Consider the following 16,329-nt stretch of genomic DNA (forward strand, 5'->3'; position numbering starts at 1 on the left):
GGATGGAACTCCAGGTCGCCTACCCCGCGTTGCTGCGCCGGTTCCCGGGCCTGCGCCTGGAGCGGCCGCTTGCGGAGATCCCGTTCCGGGAGGACATGGCCGTCTACGGGGTGTACGAGCTGCCCGTGGCCTGGTGACCGCGGGGACGCTCTCCTGACAGGGGGCCCGGCCCAAGATTTCATCAAGTAACTTGGCAAAGTTACTTGATGAAATCTACGGTGAAGGCGTGACCACCGGCTCCACTCCCGCTCCCCCGGCTCCCCCCTCCGACACCGCGCAGCGGCTCAACCAGGCGATGAAGCGCCTGCGGGCGCGGCTGCGCGCGGAGTCGGGGCAGCACGCGACCGGGCTGACCGCCACCCAACTCGCCGTCCTGGCCGAGGTGGTGCGCGAGGGCCCGGTCACGGCGGCGCGGCTCGCCGCGCTGGAGCACGTCACGCCCCAGGCCATCGCCCAGAGTCTCGCGGTGCTGAAGGCCGCAGGACTGGTGCACGGCGCGCCCGACCCGCGGGACGGCCGCCGCAAGCTGATCAGCGCCGACCCCTCGGCCGGCGCGCTGATCGAGCGGCTGCTCACGGGGCGCGCGACGTTCCTGGCCCGGGCGATCACGCAGGTCGTACGGCCGGAGGAGCGCGACGACCTGGAAAAGGCCGTCGAGCTGCTGGAGCGTCTTGCCGGGGCCGAGATCCACCCGCACGTCCCATGAGATCCGCGAGGAGAACCACCGAATGACCAGCCCCGCCGCCCTGCCCGTCATCGACCCCGCGCGCACCGCCCTGCTGGCGATGGACCTCCAGGGCGGGATCCTGCCGCTCGTCCCGGACCCGGACGCCCTGGTCGAGCGGGTCAAGGGCGCCATCGCCGACGTCCGCGCCGCCGGTGGCGCCATCGGCTATGTCCGGGTCGCCTTCACCGAGGACGACTGGGCCGCGATCCCGGAGACCAACAAGTCCTTCAGCCCGCTCGCCGCGGCCAAGCGCAACCACCACGAGGACCCGGACACCCAGGTCGACGCGCGGATCGCGCCCGAGGACGGCGACATCGTCGTACGCAAGGTCCGCATCGGCGCGGCCTCCACGACCGATCTGTACGAGCGGCTGCGCGAGCGCGGCATCGACACGCTGATCCTCTCCGGCATCAGCACCAGCGGTGTCGTGCTGTCCACGCTGACCGACGCCGCCGACCGCGACTACCGGGTCATCGTGCTGTCCGACGGTGTCGCCGACCGGGACCAGGAGGTCCACCGGGTGCTGCTGGAGAAGGTGTTCCCGATGCGGTCGTACGTCATCGACATCGCGGAGTTGCGCGAACTGCTGGGCGCCGCCTGATCGTTCGTACGACGGTCCCGGCCCGCGCCCGCGCTCAAGTGGGCGCTCAGGCCGCGCACTTCGTGACGAAATCCGCGATGGCGTCCTGCATCTGCCGCAGGCCGGGCTCCTCCAGGGGGTAGTGCCCCGCGTTGTCGAGCATGACGGTGTCGACCGGGACCTTCGTGATCCGGGACAGGACCGGCACGCTGAGGTGGTGCGGGGTCCAGCGGTCCTCGGCGGGCTGGGTCAGCAGGACCGGGCAGGCGTCGAAGTCCTCGGGTTCGGTGGACTCGCTGCGGTGGGCGCGGAGTTCGGACAGGGGCAGGTCGAACAGGGCCATCGGCCACCGCCTTCACCGAGGGAGAGGGGAGCGGGGAGCCCACCGTACGAGGAGGGTGCCCCGGCCGACCATGGCCCGGCACGCGGCTGTTCAGGCCCTGGGCTGGGTCCACCTCGGCCCGGTGTGGGCCCATGCCCGCTCCCACTCGGCGAGCCGGTGGCGCAGCGCGATCCGGCGGGCCAGGGTGTGCCCGAGGAACACCACGCCCCCGGCGCAGGCCGCCGCGCACATCCCGATGGTCACCGCGTGCTGGAGGACCTCCGTACCGGACGACGGCGCGGTGACGACCCGCCCCCGGATGTCGACCCAGACCGGGACCGTGTCCCCGGTCCGTGCCCCGGCCGGCACCCGTGCCCAGGCCGTCCGGGTCCCGTGGCCGGGCTCGGTCCAGTGGACCTCGGCCCGGTGCAGATGCCCGCGCTCGACCTGGACGGCCGGCGGACCGCCGGACACCGTGGCCGACACCCGGTGGCGCGCGGCCCGCTGCGCCGCCGCGGTCGCCGCGTCCCGGTTCTGGGCGTGCAGCCCAGCGGCCACCCCGACCAGGGGCGCCACCACGAACAGCAGCACGGCGACGACCAGCACCGTCCACGCCTCGACGACATCACAGCGGCGCCGCAGCGGATTGCGCCGCCAGCGCCAGCCACGCACACGCACCCGGGTCCGCATGTCCGCCTCCTCGCCGAAGCCGACCGGCCGCCCGCCCGCGCCGCCACCCGCTCCGGTGTACGCGCACGAGCGTCCTCACCCGTCTCGTACCCCGTGCGGCGCACCCGGCCCACCCGGTGAACCGCGAGTTCAGGCCCACTTGAGGCACGTTCGAGCCAGGTGCCCCGCGAACGCGCCGGTGCCGCGCCTCAGCCGAAGCGTTCGATGCGGATCCGGTCCGCCGGCTGACCGGCGCGGACCAGCAGCCGCGAGACATGCTCGGCGAACCCGTTGGAGCCGCACACATACGCCTCCCACCCGCCGGGCGGCCGCTCGGCCAGCAGCGGCGCCAGATGCGCGGCCGTCACCCGGCCCACCGGCACCCCGGCGGGGGCGCCGCGGGTGAACACCGGGGTCGTCTCCGCGCCCAGCTCGGCCGCGTAGATCAGCTCCTCGGGGCTGCGCGCGGACACCAGCATCCGCAGCGGCACTTCGAGGCCGCGCGCCCGGTGGTGCCGGATCATCGACATCAGCGGTACGACCCCGGAGCCGGCGCCGAGCAGCAGCGCGGGCCGGTCGCCGGGCCAGGCGAAGAAGCCGCTGAGCGGGCCGCGCACCTCGATCGTGTCACCGGGCCTGGCCACGGTGTGGAACCAGCCGGACACCTCACCGTCCGGCACCCGGTCGAGAGTCAGCTCGATATGCCCGCTGTCGTCGGGCGCGGAGGCGATCGAGTAGTGGCGCTGCGCCGTGTAGCCGTCTCCCGCGGTCAGCCGCAGCATCAGGTGCTGGCCGGGCAGATGCCCCGCCCACCGGGGGACCGCGAGCCGGAAGGTGGCCGCGTGCGGGGTCTCGCGGCGGATCTCCGTCAGGGTGGCCGTCTGCCACGTCGACTCGGCCTGCTCGCTCACGGCGATCCGGCCGGGCACCGCGAACCGGGGCGCCCCACCGGGCATGGTCGTCGTCTCAGTCACCGGCGTACCGCTGCTCTTCCCAGGGGTTGCCGCGCGCGTGGTAGCCGTTGCCCTCCCAGAAGCCCGGCTCGTCGTGGTCGAGGAGCGTGAGGCCCGCGATCCACTTGGCGCTCTTCCAGAAGTACAGATGGGGCACCACCAGACGCGCCGGGCCGCCGTGCTCGGCCGGCAGCGGCTCGCCGCCGTACTCCCAGACGATCCAGGCGCGACCGCCGGTGAGGTCGGCCAGCGGCAGGTTCGCGGTGTAGCCGGTGTGGGAGCGGGCGACCGCGTGGGTGGCGGCCGCGGCGGGCCGCACCACGTCGAGGAAGGCGTCCAGCGAGACCCCACCGAACCGCACCCCGAACTTCGACCACCCGGTGACACAGTGGATGTCGCCCTCGTACGCCGAGGCGGGCAGCGCGTGCGCCGTGTCCCAGTCCCAGGTGTACGGCCGCTCGACCAGCCCGTCGACGCGGAAGGACCAGTCGGCGGGTGCGAGGTCGGGGGTGACCTCGGCGGACAGGACGGGCCAGTCCTCGCGCGCGTCGTACTGACCGGGCGGCAGCCCCGGGTTGTGCTCGCGCGCGCGGCCCGTGAAGCCTCGCGTGACGTTCATCCTTCAACCGTACGCTGTCCCGACGGGTGCTCCGTGCCTGGTCACCGCCCCGGTGCCCGGCCCCGGGGTCGGATCGTTGCGGTCGTATGAACAGTGCGGGGGAGCGGGAATACCGGGCGCGGGTCGCTCCTTGGCGATCGGTACCGGCCGTGGTGCGCCGGGGACGGTGCGAGAGAAGCGAGGGATGAGAATGCACAAGGCGTACGGCTCCGGCACGGTGATCGAGGTGGCCGCGTGAGCGTCATCGGTCCCCGGTCCCCTTCGCACGTCCTCGACAACCCCGCCCTCGCCTCCCTCACCGGCCCGCACGCCCACTTCGCCGAGCGGCGCGGCCGGGTGCTGCGCTACCCGGTCGACGTCTCCCCGTGGCTGGCGCTGCCCGACGAGCCGGAGGCCCGGGACTGGGCGGACCTCGCCGCGCTGGCCGGAGCCGGTGCGGAGGTCCCGCTGAACGGCTACTGCGGGGACGTCCCGGAGGACTGGGAGATCACCTTCCACGTGGGCGGCGTCCAGCTCGTGGACGACGGTCTGGCCGCGGCGCCGGACGCGGAGGCGGTCCGCCTCGGCCCGGCCGATGTGCCCGAGATGCTGGACCTGGTGGCGCGCACCCAGCCGGGGCCGTTCCTGCCGCGCACCGTCGAGATGGGCACCTACCTCGGCATCCGCCGCGAGGGCGCGCTGGTCGCCATGGCGGGGGAGCGGCTGCGACCGCCGGGCTGGACCGAGATCAGCGCGGTCTGCACCGACGCCGCAGCGCGCGGCCAGGGCCTGGCCGGCCGGCTGATCCTCGCCGTCGCGCACGGCATCCGGGAGCGCGGCGACACCCCGTTCCTGCACACCAGCGCCAGGAACACCAACGCCATCCGGCTGTACGAGTCCCTGGGCTTCCGGCTGCGCAGGACCACGTCCTTCCTGGCGGCGAAGGCCCCGGAGCGGCTGACGGACGGGCGGGCCGCGGTGCCGGTGGTGCCGGTGGGGTGATCGTCGTACCGGCCGGAGATGCCATACGACGTGAGTGCCGGAGGTGTCCTACGACGTGAGCACGGTGCCGGACGGAGCGCTCAGTCGGCGCCGATGCCCTCGGCCCCCGCGTTGTAGCGCTCCAGATAGGCCGCGAACCGCACCAGGTCGTCCTCGGGCCACTCGGCGAGCCGCTCCCGGAAGGCGGCGCGGCGGCGCCGGGTGACCTGGGCGAGGATCTCCTGCCCGGCCTCGGTCAGCTGGAGCACCTGGACCCGGTGGTCCTCCGGGTCCGGGCGGCGCTCGATCAGGCCCGCCCGCTCCAGCGCGGCGACCTGACGGCTCACCGTGGACTTGTCCAGGGCGTAGTGCGCCGCGAGATCGGTGGCCCGGCAGCCCCCGCTCTCCTCCAGATGGCCGAGCAGGGTGTACGACACCAGGGACAGCTCGGGGTGCATACGGCCCGCCGAGGCGCGGGCCCGGCGGGCGAAGACCGTCATCTCGCGCTGGATCGTCTCGACGGCCGACTCGGCTGTGCGCACGGGACCTCCCTCCTCCGGCGTTCCGCGGTGGTCCGCATTCCGGTTGCAGAGTACAACTCGCGACGTCAGGGGGCCGAACCCGGCCAGGTCCTGTGGGGTATGGTGACCGTCCGGTCGCGGAGGTCCGCGGCCCCGAGTGCGAGGAGGTGGGACCCATATCCGCTGTGTCAGCCGGGGTGCTCTCTCCTCGTGACGGCGCGGTGCACCGGCAGCGGTGACCGCGGGAGCGCCCTGTGGTCTCGCGCTCCCGAAAGGCATCCGTCCGCACATGCCCACTCCCTCTTTCCTGTCCCCTGCGGCCGTCGTCTGCGCGTTGCGTGCCGCCGGGTGCGTGTTCGCCGAGGACGAGGCGGAGTTGATACTCGCCACCGCCCGTGACGCCGCCGAACTCGCCTCGATGGTGGACCGCCGCGCGGCCGGTCTGCCGCTCGAACACGTCCTCGGCTGGGCCGAGTTCCACGGGCTGCGGATCGCCGTCGAGCCCGGGGTGTTCGTCCCCCGCCGCCGTACCGAGTTCCTGGTGGACCGGGCGCTGGCCGAAGTCCCGGACGCCTCCGTCGTGGTGGACCTGTGCTGCGGCTCCGGCGCGCTCGGCGCGGCCCTCGCCGCCGCGCTGGACGGCGCTCGGGTGCACGCCGCCGACATCGACCCGGTCGCCGTCCACTGTGCCCGCCGCAATCTCGCCCCCTACGGCGGCCACGCACACCAGGGCGACCTGTACGCCGCCCTGCCCACCGCCCTGCGCGGCCGTATCGGTCTCCTGGCGGCCAACGTGCCCTACGTCCCCACCCCCGACCTCCCGCTGCTCCCCGCCGAGGCCCGCGACCACGAGCCGGCCACCGCCCTCGACGGCGGTCCCGACGGCCTCGCCGTCCTGCGCCGTGTCGCCGCCGAGGCCCCCGACTGGCTCGCCCCCGGCGGCCGGCTGCTGTCCGAGACCAGCGAACGCCAGGCCCCGGCCGCGGTCGCCGCCTTCACCGAGGCGGGCCTGAACGCACATGTGGCGGTCTCGCAGGAGTGGTCGGCGCATGTGGTGATCGGCGTGCGGTGATCGGAGTGCGGGACGAAGCCCCATGATCATCATCTCTATGATCAGCACATGATCGAGGGAACGCTTGTACGACTGCGGGCGCCGCGCGCCGCGGATCTGGACGTCCAGCTGCGCTGGCGCAACGACCCCGAGGTGGTGCACTGGGCCACCGGGGGCGACCCGCACTTCGGGCCCATCACCCGGGAGACCCTGGAGCGCTTCCATGACGCCCAGCTCCGTCAGGACCCGCGCGTCGACGGCACGTTCATCGTGGAGGACCTGGCCGACGGCCGGCCGATCGGGATGGTCGACTACCGCGACGTCCACCCGTTCGCCGGCCGGGTCACGGCCGGCATCACCATCGGGGAGCGCGACCACTGGGGCGGCGGCTACGGCTCCGAGGCGCTGCGGCTGCTGCTTGGGCACCTCTTCGGCGCCTGCGGGTTCCGGCGCGTCGAGCTGGACACCTGGAGCGGCAACGAACGCGCGATCCGCGCCTTCCGCAGGGCCGGGTTCGTCGAGGAGGGGCGCCGCCGCTCCAGTGTGCGGGTGGGGCGACGGTGGTACGACAGCGTGCTGTTCGGGATGCTGAGCGAGGAGTGGGAGCGGATCACCGACGCGACGACGGGGTGACGGACAGGAGTTGACGTATCGTCAGCATTCCTTCGCCCGTGCGATGAGCAGGGCCACGTCGTCGTGGTTGTCCGGGTGGTGGAGCGTGCGCAGGAGGAGGTCGCAGGTCTCCTCCAGGGGGCGGGTGGGGTCGGTCAGCAGGGACAGCATGAGGTCCAGGCGTTCGTCCAGGGTGTGGCGGCGGGTCTCGACCAAGCCGTCGGTGTAGAGGACCAGTTCGTCGCCGGGGGCGAAGTCGACGGTGACCGTGGAGAAGGAGACACCGCCGACGCCGAGCGGGACACCGGTGGGCAGGTCGAGGAGCTCCGGGGGGTGGCCGGGGCGGACGCGGGCCGGGGGCAGATGGCCGGCGTTGGCGATACGGCACTGCCGCAGCCGCGGGTCGTGGACGGCGTACACACAGGTCGCGATGGAGTGGTCCAGGGCCGAGGTGGTCTTGTCCAGGTGCGCGAGGAGCACCGCGGGGTCCAGACCGAGCGCGGTCAGGGTGGTGGTCGCGGTGCGCAGCCGCCCCATCGTCGCGGCCGCCCCGATCCCGCTGCCCATGACGTCCCCGACCACCAGCGCGGTCCGCCCGCCCTCCAGCGGGATGACGTCGAACCAGTCACCGCCGACCTCGCTGGTGGCCCCCGCCGGCTGATAGCGCGAGGCCACTTCGAGCCCGGTGGTCACCGGCGGACTGCTCGGCAGCAGGCTGCGCTGGAGGGTCAGCGCGGTGTTGCGGGCGTTCTGGTACCAGCGGGCGTTGTCGATCTGCACCGCCGCGCGCGCCGCCAGCTCCCGGGCGAGCAGCACGTCGTCCGCGTCGAACGGCCGCGGGTTGACGGTCCGTTTGAGGTCGAGCGCGCCCAGCACCTCGCCGCGCGCGATGAGCGGCACCGCGAGATACGAGTGCAGCCCCGCCCGCCCCAGCAGTACGGCCGCCTCCGGGGAGCGGGCGATGCGCGGCAGGTCCTCGTCCTTGACCCGCGGCACCAGCACCGCCTCACCCGTGCGCACGCACTCGGTGACCAGGCGGTCGGGCGCGTACCGGGCGATCCTGCCGGGCGTGTCCGCGGCCCGTACGGCGTCCGAGCCGTCCTCGGGGCGCAGCGCGAGGGCCCGGAGCACCGCCGCGTCCGCGGGGCCGAGGGTGCTGGGCCGGCCCTCCACCACCGCCTCCAGCAGGTCCACGGCGGCCACATCGGCCAGCTCCGGCACCGCGACCTCGGCCAACTCCCAGGCCGTACGGTCCAGTTCGAGCGTCGTACCGATCCGGGCCCCGGCGTCGGCGATGACCGCGAGCCGGCGCCGTGCCGCCTCCGCCTCCATCGCGGCCCGGTGCTGCTCGGTGATGTCGGCCACCGAGCAGGCCACACCCAGCACATGGCCCGCCGCGTCGTCCAGCCGGTACAGCGAGACCGCCCAGGTGTGGTCCGCGTCCGGGTCCGCGGGGGTGCGGCCGACGACGATGTGGTCGATCAGCGGCGCGCCCGTCTCCAGCACCCTGCGGGCGCCGGCCTCCATGCTCGCGACGTCCAGTTCCGGCACCACGTCGGCCATCCGGCGTCCCAGGTGCTCGGCGGCCGGGCGCCCGTTGATCCGCTCCAGGGCGGGGTTGACCGACACGAACCGCAGCTCCGTGTCGAGCACGGCGAGCCCGGCCGGGGACTGCATGACCATCCGCTCGGACAGCGCCACGTCCTGTTCGAGGCGCCGTACGGTCGAGCGGTCGGCGGCCAGCCCGAGGGCGTACACCTTGCCGCGGGCGTCCAGCAGCCGCATGTTGCGGAACTCCACCAGACGGGTGCTGCCGTCCTTGTGCCGGACCGGGAAGCCGCCGGCCCAGCTCTGCCCGGTGGTCATGACATCGGCGAAGAGCTTGCCGACCAGTTGCATGTGCCGCTCGTCCACCATCAGCCGGGCGGCGTACTGGCCGAGCGCCTCCGCCGCCGTGTAGCCGAACAGCTCCTCGGCCTGGGGGCTCCACAGCGCGATCCGGCCGTCGGTGTCCAGGACCACCGAGGCCACCGCGAGCACATCGAGGAGGCCGCCCGGCGGCACGGGCCCGCGGGCCGGCTCGCCGCCTTGTGGCGCCGGAGCCCCGGCTGCACTCATGCCACGCACCGCCTTCGCCCGTCCGGACGGCACGCCGTCCCCCGTGCCGGTTCCCCACGTCCTGTCGCGCTCACATCCGACTCTCCGACGCCGTCGCCGTCAACCTCCACCATCCCTCAACCCGGCGGCGGGCGTCCGCCCGAACCGGCGGCAGGGCGGGGCGCCGGGACCGCTCGCGCGGACCGTACCGCGCGGCCGGGGGCGCCGGGAGAGTTCATGTCCATGTTGCTGCATTGGCCTGTACATGACGATCACGCCACGCCAGACTGTGCGCCGTTCGAGTGTCCCCACCGCCCGTTCGAGGAGTTGGTCATGCCCGCGTCCGCCCGGTTACGCCGCAACGGAGCCCTCGCCGCACTCGTCACCTTCGCCGCCGCTCTGTCCCTCGCCGTGCCGGCGCCCGCCTCCGCCGCCGGCACCTGGACGGAGACCGGCTCGGACCGCGCCGATCCGCTGACCGAGAGCCAGGGGCTGGCCTCGATCGAGGTCCCGGCGGGCAGTCCCAACCGCTACACCGGCATCGGCACCATCCCGCTGAGCGACTCCCTCCGGGGCTGGAACCACGTCGGCGACCCCGACGCGTCGTACGAGGGCTACTACATCGAGCCCTACCAGGAGGACTCGGGCAACGCGAAGATGTACCGCGTACAGGCGCCCGACGGTTCCTGGTCGGAGTACGTGCACCAGCTGAGCCCCGGTGAGGCCCTGAACAACTCCTGGGACGCGATCACCCCGGACGGGCAGTGGATGCTGTCCGGGGAGTGGGGCACGATGAACCGGCTGCTGGTCTTCCCGACGCCGGGCGAGAACCGCGGCACCTCGCCCTCGGCGAACCTCCCGCAGGCCGCCACGGTGCGCCTGGACCACGCCGTCAGCGACGTGCAGGGCTGCGACTTCTCCGGCCCCACCACCCTGCTCTGCTCCTCCGACGACTCCGACGGGAGCCTCTTCGGCATCACCAAGCCGCTGCTCCAGATCGATCTGTCGGCCCCGCCGAACGGCTCCGCCGATGTCACCGGGCATGTCACGGCCCTGCGCCAGTTGCCGCTGCGCAGCGCGTGCTCCGGCACCTTCGAGGCGGAGGGCATCGACTACGACCGGCGCAGCGGCACCCTGCGCGTGATCGTGGTGTCGCCGAGCGTCTGTGTGCTCACCGACAGCAAGACGTACAAGTTCTCCCTGGGCTGATCCCGCGCAGCGCGTGCGGGTGAAGGGGGGCGGTGTTTTCCTGGGCGGGGGATGGACGCGGCGCGGCGGGGTACCCCGGGCAGCGCACAGCGGCCGCGAAAGGAGCGATCAATGGCGAACGAGGACCGGTCGCATCCGGAAACCGTCATGGTGGAGATCAGCGGATGCTCCAAGGACGACGCGCGTCTCGTCTTCGAGGCGCTGAGCGCGTGCTTCGTATCCGACCGGGGCGCGGACGAGGTGCCCCAGCAACTCCACGAAACCCGCCCGATGGTGTGGCTCGGCAGCTACGAGGTCGGGGACACCCGGCGTCAGGGCTGCCCGCCGGTCCACCTCGGCTCGTCCGTCCAGGCGGACGTCCAGGGCGGCTACTGGGCTGTGGACCGCTTCCGCCGCACCCTGGACACCATGTTCACCGTCCAGGAGACCTGCACGGCCTCCGGCGACCAGGAACGCGATCTGCATCTGCGTCTGGAGAGTCTCTGATCCGACGCGGGCAAGCCCCCTACGACGCCCCGGCCGGTCCCGTACCGGCCGGGGCGTACTGCGTCCGTGTCCGTCCGCTTCCGTCGTGCCGACGGACGTGGCCGCGGGCGGGGGAGCGGTGCGGGTCACATCGTTGTGCAACTAGTTGCATAAACGGGGGCGGGTGCTCTACAACAAGATGCGACCGCATCTGTGCACGGAGGGCCTGACATGAGCCGCTACCCCCACCTGCTGACCCCGCTCGACCTGGGATTCACCACGCTGCCCAACCGAGTGCTCATGGGATCCATGCACGTGGGCCTGGAGGAGGCCGAGCGCGGGTTCGAGCGGATGGCCGCGTTCTACGCCGCCCGGGCGCGCGGCGGCGTCGGGCTCATCGTGACCGGGGGCATCGCGCCGAACGAGGAGGGCCGGCCGTACGAGGGCGGGGCCATGCTCACCACCGAGGCGGAGGCCGAGCGGCACCGGGTCGTCACCGGGGCCGTGCACGGCGCGGGCGGCCGCATCGCGATGCAGATCCTGCACTTCGGCCGGTACGCCTACCACCAGGACCTGGTCGCCCCGAGCCCCCTCCAGGCGCCGATCAGCCCCTTCGTGCCCCGCGAGCTGTCCGACGCCGATGTCGAGCGGACCGTCGAGGACTATGTGCGCGCCGCCCGCCTCGCCCGGCACGCCGGATACGACGGCGTCGAGATCATGGGCTCCGAGGGCTATCTGATCAACGAGTTCATCGCCGCCCGCACCAACCACCGCACCGACCGCTGGGGCGGCTCCTACGAGAACCGGATGCGCTTCCCGGTCGAGATCGTGCGCCGGGTCCGCGAGGCCGTGGGCGAGGACTTCATCATCGTCTACCGGCTGTCCATGCTGGACCTCGTCCCCGGCGGCTCCTCGCACGCCGAGGTCGTCACCCTCGCCAAGGCAGTCGAGGCGGCGGGCGCCACGATCATCAACACCGGCATCGGCTGGCACGAGGCCCGCATCCCCACCATCGCCACGTCGGTGCCGCGCGGCGCCTACACCTGGGTCACCAAGAAGCTGATGGGCCAGGTGACGATCCCCCTGGTGACCACCAACCGCATCAACACCCCCGATCTCGCCGAGGAGTTGCTGGCCGGCGGCTGTGCCGACATGGTCTCCATGGCCCGGCCCATGCTCGCCGACCCCGACTTCGTCGCCAAGGCCGCCGCCGGCACCCCCGAGGCCATCAACACCTGCATCGGCTGCAACCAGGCCTGCCTGGACCACACCTTCGGCGGCAAGCTCACCTCCTGCCTGGTCAACCCGCGCGCCTGCCACGAGACCGAGCTGGTGCTCGCCCCGACCCGCACGAAGAAGCGCGTCGCCGTGGTCGGCGCCGGACCCGCCGGACTCGCCTGCGCCGTCAGCGCCGCCGAACGCGGCCACGAGGTCACCCTGTTCGACGCCGCGAGCGAGATCGGCGGGCAGCTCAACATCGCCCGCAAGGTCCCCGGCAAGCAGGAGTTCGACGAGACGCTGCGCTACTTCCGCCACCAGCTCGACGCCCACGGGGTCGCCGTACGACTCGGCACCTGGGTCGGCGTCGAGGATCTGGCCGACTACGACGAGGTGGTCGTCGCCACCGGCGTCACGCCGCGCACCCCCGACATCCCGGGCGTCGACCACCCCCGGGTGCTCGGCTACCTCGATGTGCTGCGCGACGGCGCCCCTGTCGGCGAGCGGGTGGCCGTCCTCGGCGCCGGCGGCATCGGCTTCGATGTCGCCGAGTTCCTCACCGACGGCGGCGACAAGGCGAGCGAGGACCCGCGGACGTACTTCCGCAACTGGGGCGTCGACGTGGAGTACACCGCGCCCGGCGGCCTCACCGAGCCGCGCCGCCCGGCCCCGCCGCGCCAGGTCCATCTGCTCCAGCGCAAGACCACCAAGGTCGGCGCCGGGCTCGGCAAGACCACCGGCTGGATCCACCGCACCGAGCTGAAGCACCGCGGCGTCACCATGGTCCCGGGCGTGCGCTACGACCGGATCGACGACGCGGGGCTGCACATCACCGTCGGCGAGCAGAGCACGGTCCTGGAGGTCGACACGGTCGTCCTGTGCACCGGCCAGGAGCCGCGCCGCGAGCTGTACGAGGCGCTGGTCGCCGCCGGGCGCAGCGTCCATCTGATCGGCGGCGCGGACGTCGCGGCCGAGCTGGACGCCAAGCGCGCCATCAAGCAGGGCACCGAGGTGGCGGCGGCGCTGTAGGTCCCCTGCGGGGGATACCTAGGATGAGCCCATGTCACTCCCGCACGCGATCCTCACCGCCCTGCTGGAAAAGCCGTCGTCGGGGCTGGAGCTGACCCGCCGGTTCGACAAGTCGATCGGCTACTTCTGGTCCGCGACGCATCAGCAGATCTATCGCGAGCTGGGGAAGCTGGAGGGGGAGGGGCTCATCCGGGCGCTGCCGAACGCGCAGCCGTCCCGCGGGCAGAAGAAGAGTTACGAGGTCCTGCCCGCGGGCCGCGCCGAACTGGCCCGCTGGGCCGCCGCCGGTCAGGACCCCAAGCCGCTGCGGGACACGCTCCTGCTGCGGCTGCGCGCCTCGGCGGTGGTCGGCACGGCCGGTCTTGAAGCGGATCTGCGCCGCCATCTGGAGCTGCATCAGCGGCAGTTGGCCGAGTACGAGGGGATCGAGAAGCGCGACTTCCCGCCGGACCGGGACGCCCCCGAGGACCGGCTGCGCCACCTGGTGCTGCGGGCCGGCATCGACCTGGAGACCTTCTGGACCCAGTGGCTCACCCACGCCCTCACGGAGTTCGCACAGCTACCGCCACCTCCGGCTGACTCCGGGCAACCCGAGGCCGACCACCCCTAGACAGCGTCGCCCGAGCGGCCGCAAGCAGCATCGGCTGATGCCGTGCGGCACGGGGCTGTGTGGATCGAAGCGGTGCCGCCGAGGCTGAGCGACCGTGGACCGACCGGCCGGCAGCCGTGCGGCCCGCAGTCGTGCGGCCCACAGCTGAACCGCCGCAGCAGCGCGGCCCGAGGCTGTGTGGCCCGGAGCGGCGCGGAGGCAGGCAGCGCCGCGTGAAGCCGCATCGGCCGGGGCCGAGTTGCCCGAGGCGGCGCCGGTCGGAGCCGGGTGGCCCGGAGGTGGGCGGGCCGGAGCCGGACCGTCGAAAGTGGTGCCGCCCGAGGCCGAGCGGACCTGGGTGACGCCGGGGGCCGAGCGGTCCGACACCGCCCGGCACGCAACCGACCGGCCGCAAGCAGCATCGGCTGAAGCCGTGCCGCCAGGGGGCTGAGCGACCGTAGACAGGGCGGGCCCGCAAGCGCGTGGCCTGAAGCCGGGCCGGTCGGCGTCGAGCGGTGGCAAGTGGCGCGGTGTGAAGCCGCGTCGGCCGGGGCCGAGCCGCCCGAGGCCGCACCGGTCGGAGTCGTGCGGACCGGAGTCGGGTTGCCGGAAGCCGAGCCGACCGGAGCGGTGCCGCCCGAATGCGAGCGGGCCTGGGCCGGGCCATCCGGAGCCGTGTCGGGCGAAGCCCCGCCGGCCGGGGCCCGGCGCCCCCGGAGGGGTTCAGTACCGGTACGGCTTCGTGCGGCGGCGCAGGCACCAGGCGGCTGTGACGGCACCCGCGCCCACCAGTGCCGCGCCGGCGCCGAGCGTCAGTGGGCCGTAGTCGCGGACGGCGCCGCCGAGTCCGCCGTTCACGCCCCGGTTCGGCGCCGGTCTGGTCGTCGACGTGGTCGTGCCCGGCCGGGAGGTCGCCGCGAGGGTCGGCGAGGAACCGGCGGACACGATCACCGACTGGCTGCCCGCCGTGCTGCCGCTGGAGCAGACCACCACCACGGTGTACGTCCCCGGGCTCACCTTCGACCAGGCCGCGGACTGGCTGATCGTGGTGCCCGACAGGGCCACCTGCCGGCCCTGCGCGAAGTTCGCCTGGCTGCTGGTGAGCAGGGCCGCGGTGCCCCAGCTGCCGTTGATCTGGGTGCATGCGCTGGTGACCACGGAGACGCTGGATCCCGTGGTGCTGACGGAGATGCCGGAGACCGCGGCCGAGGGCGCCGCGAGCATGGCCGGGAGCACGGCGGCGGCCGCCAGGGTCGGAGCGAAGCGGAGCATGGATATGGAGTTGCGCATCGGGGCCTCCGGCGGCACGGCCGGCGGTACGTCCCATGCGCCGCCCAGGGTCGGGGAACATCCGTGCTGCCTGGTCAGCAGCCAACGCGGCCCCGGCGCCCCCCGCACCCCGGCGGCACCCGGCCGGGTGACGGCACCCCACGCCCGGCGCAGGCCGCGCCCCGCCGGGATGCGCCAGGCGCCGACCTGTGGTCAGGGGCGCGCGGGTCAGCCTCCCGTCGTCACCGTGCGCTCCGCCGACCAGCCGCCCCAGGTGCCGTCCGGCAGCCGGGCCCGCAGCCGCACCCGGTGCTCCTCCCCGGCGGTACGGCCCAGGTAGAAGCTGTAGCGCGCCCGGCCGCGCGGCGGGGTGCCGCCCCACTCCAGCGAGGTCGTGGTGGCGTCGTCCAGCCGGATCGAGTACTCGGTGATCACCCCGTCGGTGTCCGGCGGGTCCCAGGCCAGGTCCAGATAGTAGGCGCCGTCCGTGCGATGGGTCGCGGCGGTGAAGCCGGTCGGCGCGGTGGCCCGGCCGTCGTCGGTGCCGGGCGTGGTCAGCCGCACCGGAGCGCCGGCGGGGGAGAGGTTGTCGGCCGCGTCCCGGGCCCGCACCGTGAACACATACCGGGTGCCGGGGCGCAGCCCGGTGACCACGGTCGAGGTCTGCGCCCCGCCGACGCTGTGGATCTGCACGCCGCCCTGCTCGATGTCGTACGACACCACGCCCCGGTCGTCCCGGGCGGCGCCCCACGCCAGTTGGACCTCGCGGCTGCCGACGGGGTGTCCGGTGAGGGTGCCGGGGCGGGTCGGCGGCGAGTGGTCGGCCGCGACCCGGGCGGGGGTGCGGGCCCGTACCGTCCGGCTCGGCGGTCCCAGGCGCCCGGCCTTGTCCCGGGCGCGCACGGTGAAGGAGTAGGCGGTGGAGGGGCTGAGCCCGATCACGTCCACCATGCGCTCGGCGCCGGGCACTTCGGCCGCCTTGGCACCGCCCCGGTAGACCTCGTAGGAGCGGATGCCCTGGCCCTCGTCGGGCACCGCGTTCCACATCACATGCACGGTGGTGGCGCTGCCGGCCTGGGCGGTGACCCCGGTCGGGGCGCCCGGCATCCGGCCCTCGTCGCCGTCGTCGGCCCGGCTCAGGCCGCAGGACGCGAGGAGCAGCAGGGCGCCGGCGACCAGCACGAGCGGAAGGGGAACGCGTCGCACGGTTCTGCCTCCACGGCTGTTCGGCATTCGATGACGAGTTCGGCATCGACGGGTCCCGGCAATGGTCCGGACCAATATGGCCCGGCCGGTGCGCCCACGGCAAGGGGCCGTTGCGGAGCACGCCCGGAAGTTACGTATGCTGAACCTCCCTACGGCTGAACTACCCGCGAGAGCGGGGGAGTTCATGCCCCTGGCGCGGAAACGCTGTCGTCGCCGAATCCGCGCCGGCGCGG

General features: G+C 73.6%; 16 protein-coding genes and 1 pseudogene. 9 read left to right on the top strand and 8 right to left on the bottom strand.

Going from position 1 to position 16,329, the window contains the following annotated elements:
- The first annotated feature begins 295 nt into the window (after window positions 1–295).
- Window positions 296–706, top strand: coding sequence for a MarR family winged helix-turn-helix transcriptional regulator (locus tag CCN72_RS28530; protein ID WP_086810800.1), 411 nt, complete (start codon window positions 296–298; stop codon window positions 704–706).
- 22 nt (window positions 707–728) lie between these two features.
- Window positions 729–1,328 (top strand): cysteine hydrolase family protein, encoded by a 600-nt coding sequence (locus CCN72_RS28535; RefSeq protein WP_086810776.1) that lies wholly within the window; start codon window positions 729–731, stop codon window positions 1,326–1,328.
- A gap of 240 nt (window positions 1,329–1,568) precedes the next feature.
- Here CCN72_RS28535 and CCN72_RS40060 read toward each other — a convergent pair.
- The 4 genes and pseudogenes from CCN72_RS40060 to CCN72_RS28555 all read right to left on the bottom strand — a co-directional run.
- Window positions 1,569–1,650, bottom strand: a pseudogene (locus tag CCN72_RS40060) (acetylxylan esterase); the annotation flags it as partial.
- Window positions 1,651–1,740: 90 nt separating this feature from the next.
- Window positions 1,741–2,319, bottom strand: a complete 579-nt coding sequence (locus CCN72_RS28545) for an Rv1733c family protein (protein ID WP_208638124.1) — start codon at window positions 2,317–2,319, stop codon at window positions 1,741–1,743.
- 188 nt (window positions 2,320–2,507) lie between these two features.
- Entirely contained in the window at window positions 2,508–3,272 is a 765-nt protein-coding gene (locus CCN72_RS28550) for a ferredoxin reductase (RefSeq protein ID WP_086810778.1), read from the bottom strand.
- Window positions 3,265–3,870 (bottom strand): sulfite oxidase-like oxidoreductase, encoded by a 606-nt coding sequence (locus CCN72_RS28555; protein ID WP_086810780.1) that lies wholly within the window; start codon window positions 3,868–3,870, stop codon window positions 3,265–3,267. The genes CCN72_RS28550 and CCN72_RS28555 overlap by 8 nt, the downstream gene beginning before the upstream one ends.
- Window positions 3,871–4,104: 234 nt before the next feature.
- On the opposite strand from CCN72_RS28555, the gene CCN72_RS28560 reads away from it, so the two are divergent.
- The gene (locus CCN72_RS28560) at window positions 4,105–4,851 is read left to right on the top strand and encodes a GNAT family N-acetyltransferase (protein WP_086810781.1); all 747 of its coding nucleotides are present in this window, start codon (window positions 4,105–4,107) and stop codon (window positions 4,849–4,851) included.
- Window positions 4,852–4,931: 80 nt separating this feature from the next.
- Here the strand turns inward: CCN72_RS28560 and CCN72_RS28565 are convergent, their stop codons facing one another.
- Window positions 4,932–5,330, bottom strand: coding sequence for a MarR family winged helix-turn-helix transcriptional regulator (locus CCN72_RS28565; RefSeq protein WP_085563818.1), 399 nt, complete (start codon window positions 5,328–5,330; stop codon window positions 4,932–4,934).
- 310 nt (window positions 5,331–5,640) lie between these two features.
- Here CCN72_RS28565 and CCN72_RS28570 point away from each other — a divergent pair, with 310 nt between their 5' ends.
- Together CCN72_RS28570 and CCN72_RS28575 are read left to right on the top strand one after the other, a co-directional pair.
- Window positions 5,641–6,423: a putative protein N(5)-glutamine methyltransferase gene (locus CCN72_RS28570; protein ID WP_086810785.1), complete on the top strand. Its 783-nt coding sequence runs from the start codon at window positions 5,641–5,643 to the stop codon at window positions 6,421–6,423.
- Window positions 6,424–6,471: 48 nt separating this feature from the next.
- Window positions 6,472–7,035, top strand: a complete 564-nt coding sequence (locus tag CCN72_RS28575) for a GNAT family N-acetyltransferase (protein WP_086810786.1) — start codon at window positions 6,472–6,474, stop codon at window positions 7,033–7,035.
- Between the two features lie 21 nt (window positions 7,036–7,056).
- Here the strand turns inward: CCN72_RS28575 and CCN72_RS28580 are convergent, their stop codons facing one another.
- Window positions 7,057–9,132 carry a SpoIIE family protein phosphatase gene (locus tag CCN72_RS28580; protein WP_086810802.1) on the bottom strand — a complete coding sequence of 692 codons (2,076 nt, stop codon included), beginning with the start codon at window positions 9,130–9,132 and terminating at the stop codon, window positions 7,057–7,059.
- Window positions 9,133–9,444: 312 nt separating this feature from the next.
- Between CCN72_RS28580 and CCN72_RS28585 the strand changes: the two genes are divergently transcribed.
- From CCN72_RS28585 to CCN72_RS28600, 4 genes are all read left to right on the top strand, one after another.
- Window positions 9,445–10,320, top strand: a complete 876-nt coding sequence (locus tag CCN72_RS28585; RefSeq protein ID WP_086810788.1) for a hypothetical protein — start codon at window positions 9,445–9,447, stop codon at window positions 10,318–10,320.
- A gap of 111 nt (window positions 10,321–10,431) precedes the next feature.
- Window positions 10,432–10,806: a hypothetical protein gene (locus tag CCN72_RS28590; RefSeq protein ID WP_086810790.1), complete on the top strand. Its 375-nt coding sequence runs from the start codon at window positions 10,432–10,434 to the stop codon at window positions 10,804–10,806.
- 210 nt (window positions 10,807–11,016) lie between these two features.
- The gene (locus CCN72_RS28595) at window positions 11,017–13,032 is read left to right on the top strand and encodes an NADPH-dependent 2,4-dienoyl-CoA reductase (protein WP_086810792.1); all 2,016 of its coding nucleotides are present in this window, start codon (window positions 11,017–11,019) and stop codon (window positions 13,030–13,032) included.
- A gap of 31 nt (window positions 13,033–13,063) precedes the next feature.
- Entirely contained in the window at window positions 13,064–13,642 is a 579-nt protein-coding gene (locus CCN72_RS28600; protein ID WP_086810794.1) for a PadR family transcriptional regulator, read from the top strand.
- A 702-nt stretch (window positions 13,643–14,344) separates the two neighbouring features.
- On the opposite strand, the gene CCN72_RS28605 is transcribed toward CCN72_RS28600, so the two are convergent.
- A complete protein-coding gene (locus CCN72_RS28605; protein WP_086810796.1) occupies window positions 14,345–14,911 on the bottom strand; it encodes a hypothetical protein in 567 nt (188 codons plus the stop codon).
- A 207-nt stretch (window positions 14,912–15,118) separates the two neighbouring features.
- Window positions 15,119–16,096: a fibronectin type III domain-containing protein gene (locus CCN72_RS28610; RefSeq protein WP_086810798.1), complete on the bottom strand. Its 978-nt coding sequence runs from the start codon at window positions 16,094–16,096 to the stop codon at window positions 15,119–15,121.
- Window positions 16,097–16,329: the final 233 nt, after the last annotated feature.

Origin of the sequence: Streptomyces murinus, from assembly GCF_002154555.1 — a bacterium.
In the GTDB taxonomy this organism is placed as follows: domain Bacteria; phylum Actinomycetota; class Actinomycetes; order Streptomycetales; family Streptomycetaceae; genus Streptomyces; species Streptomyces murinus.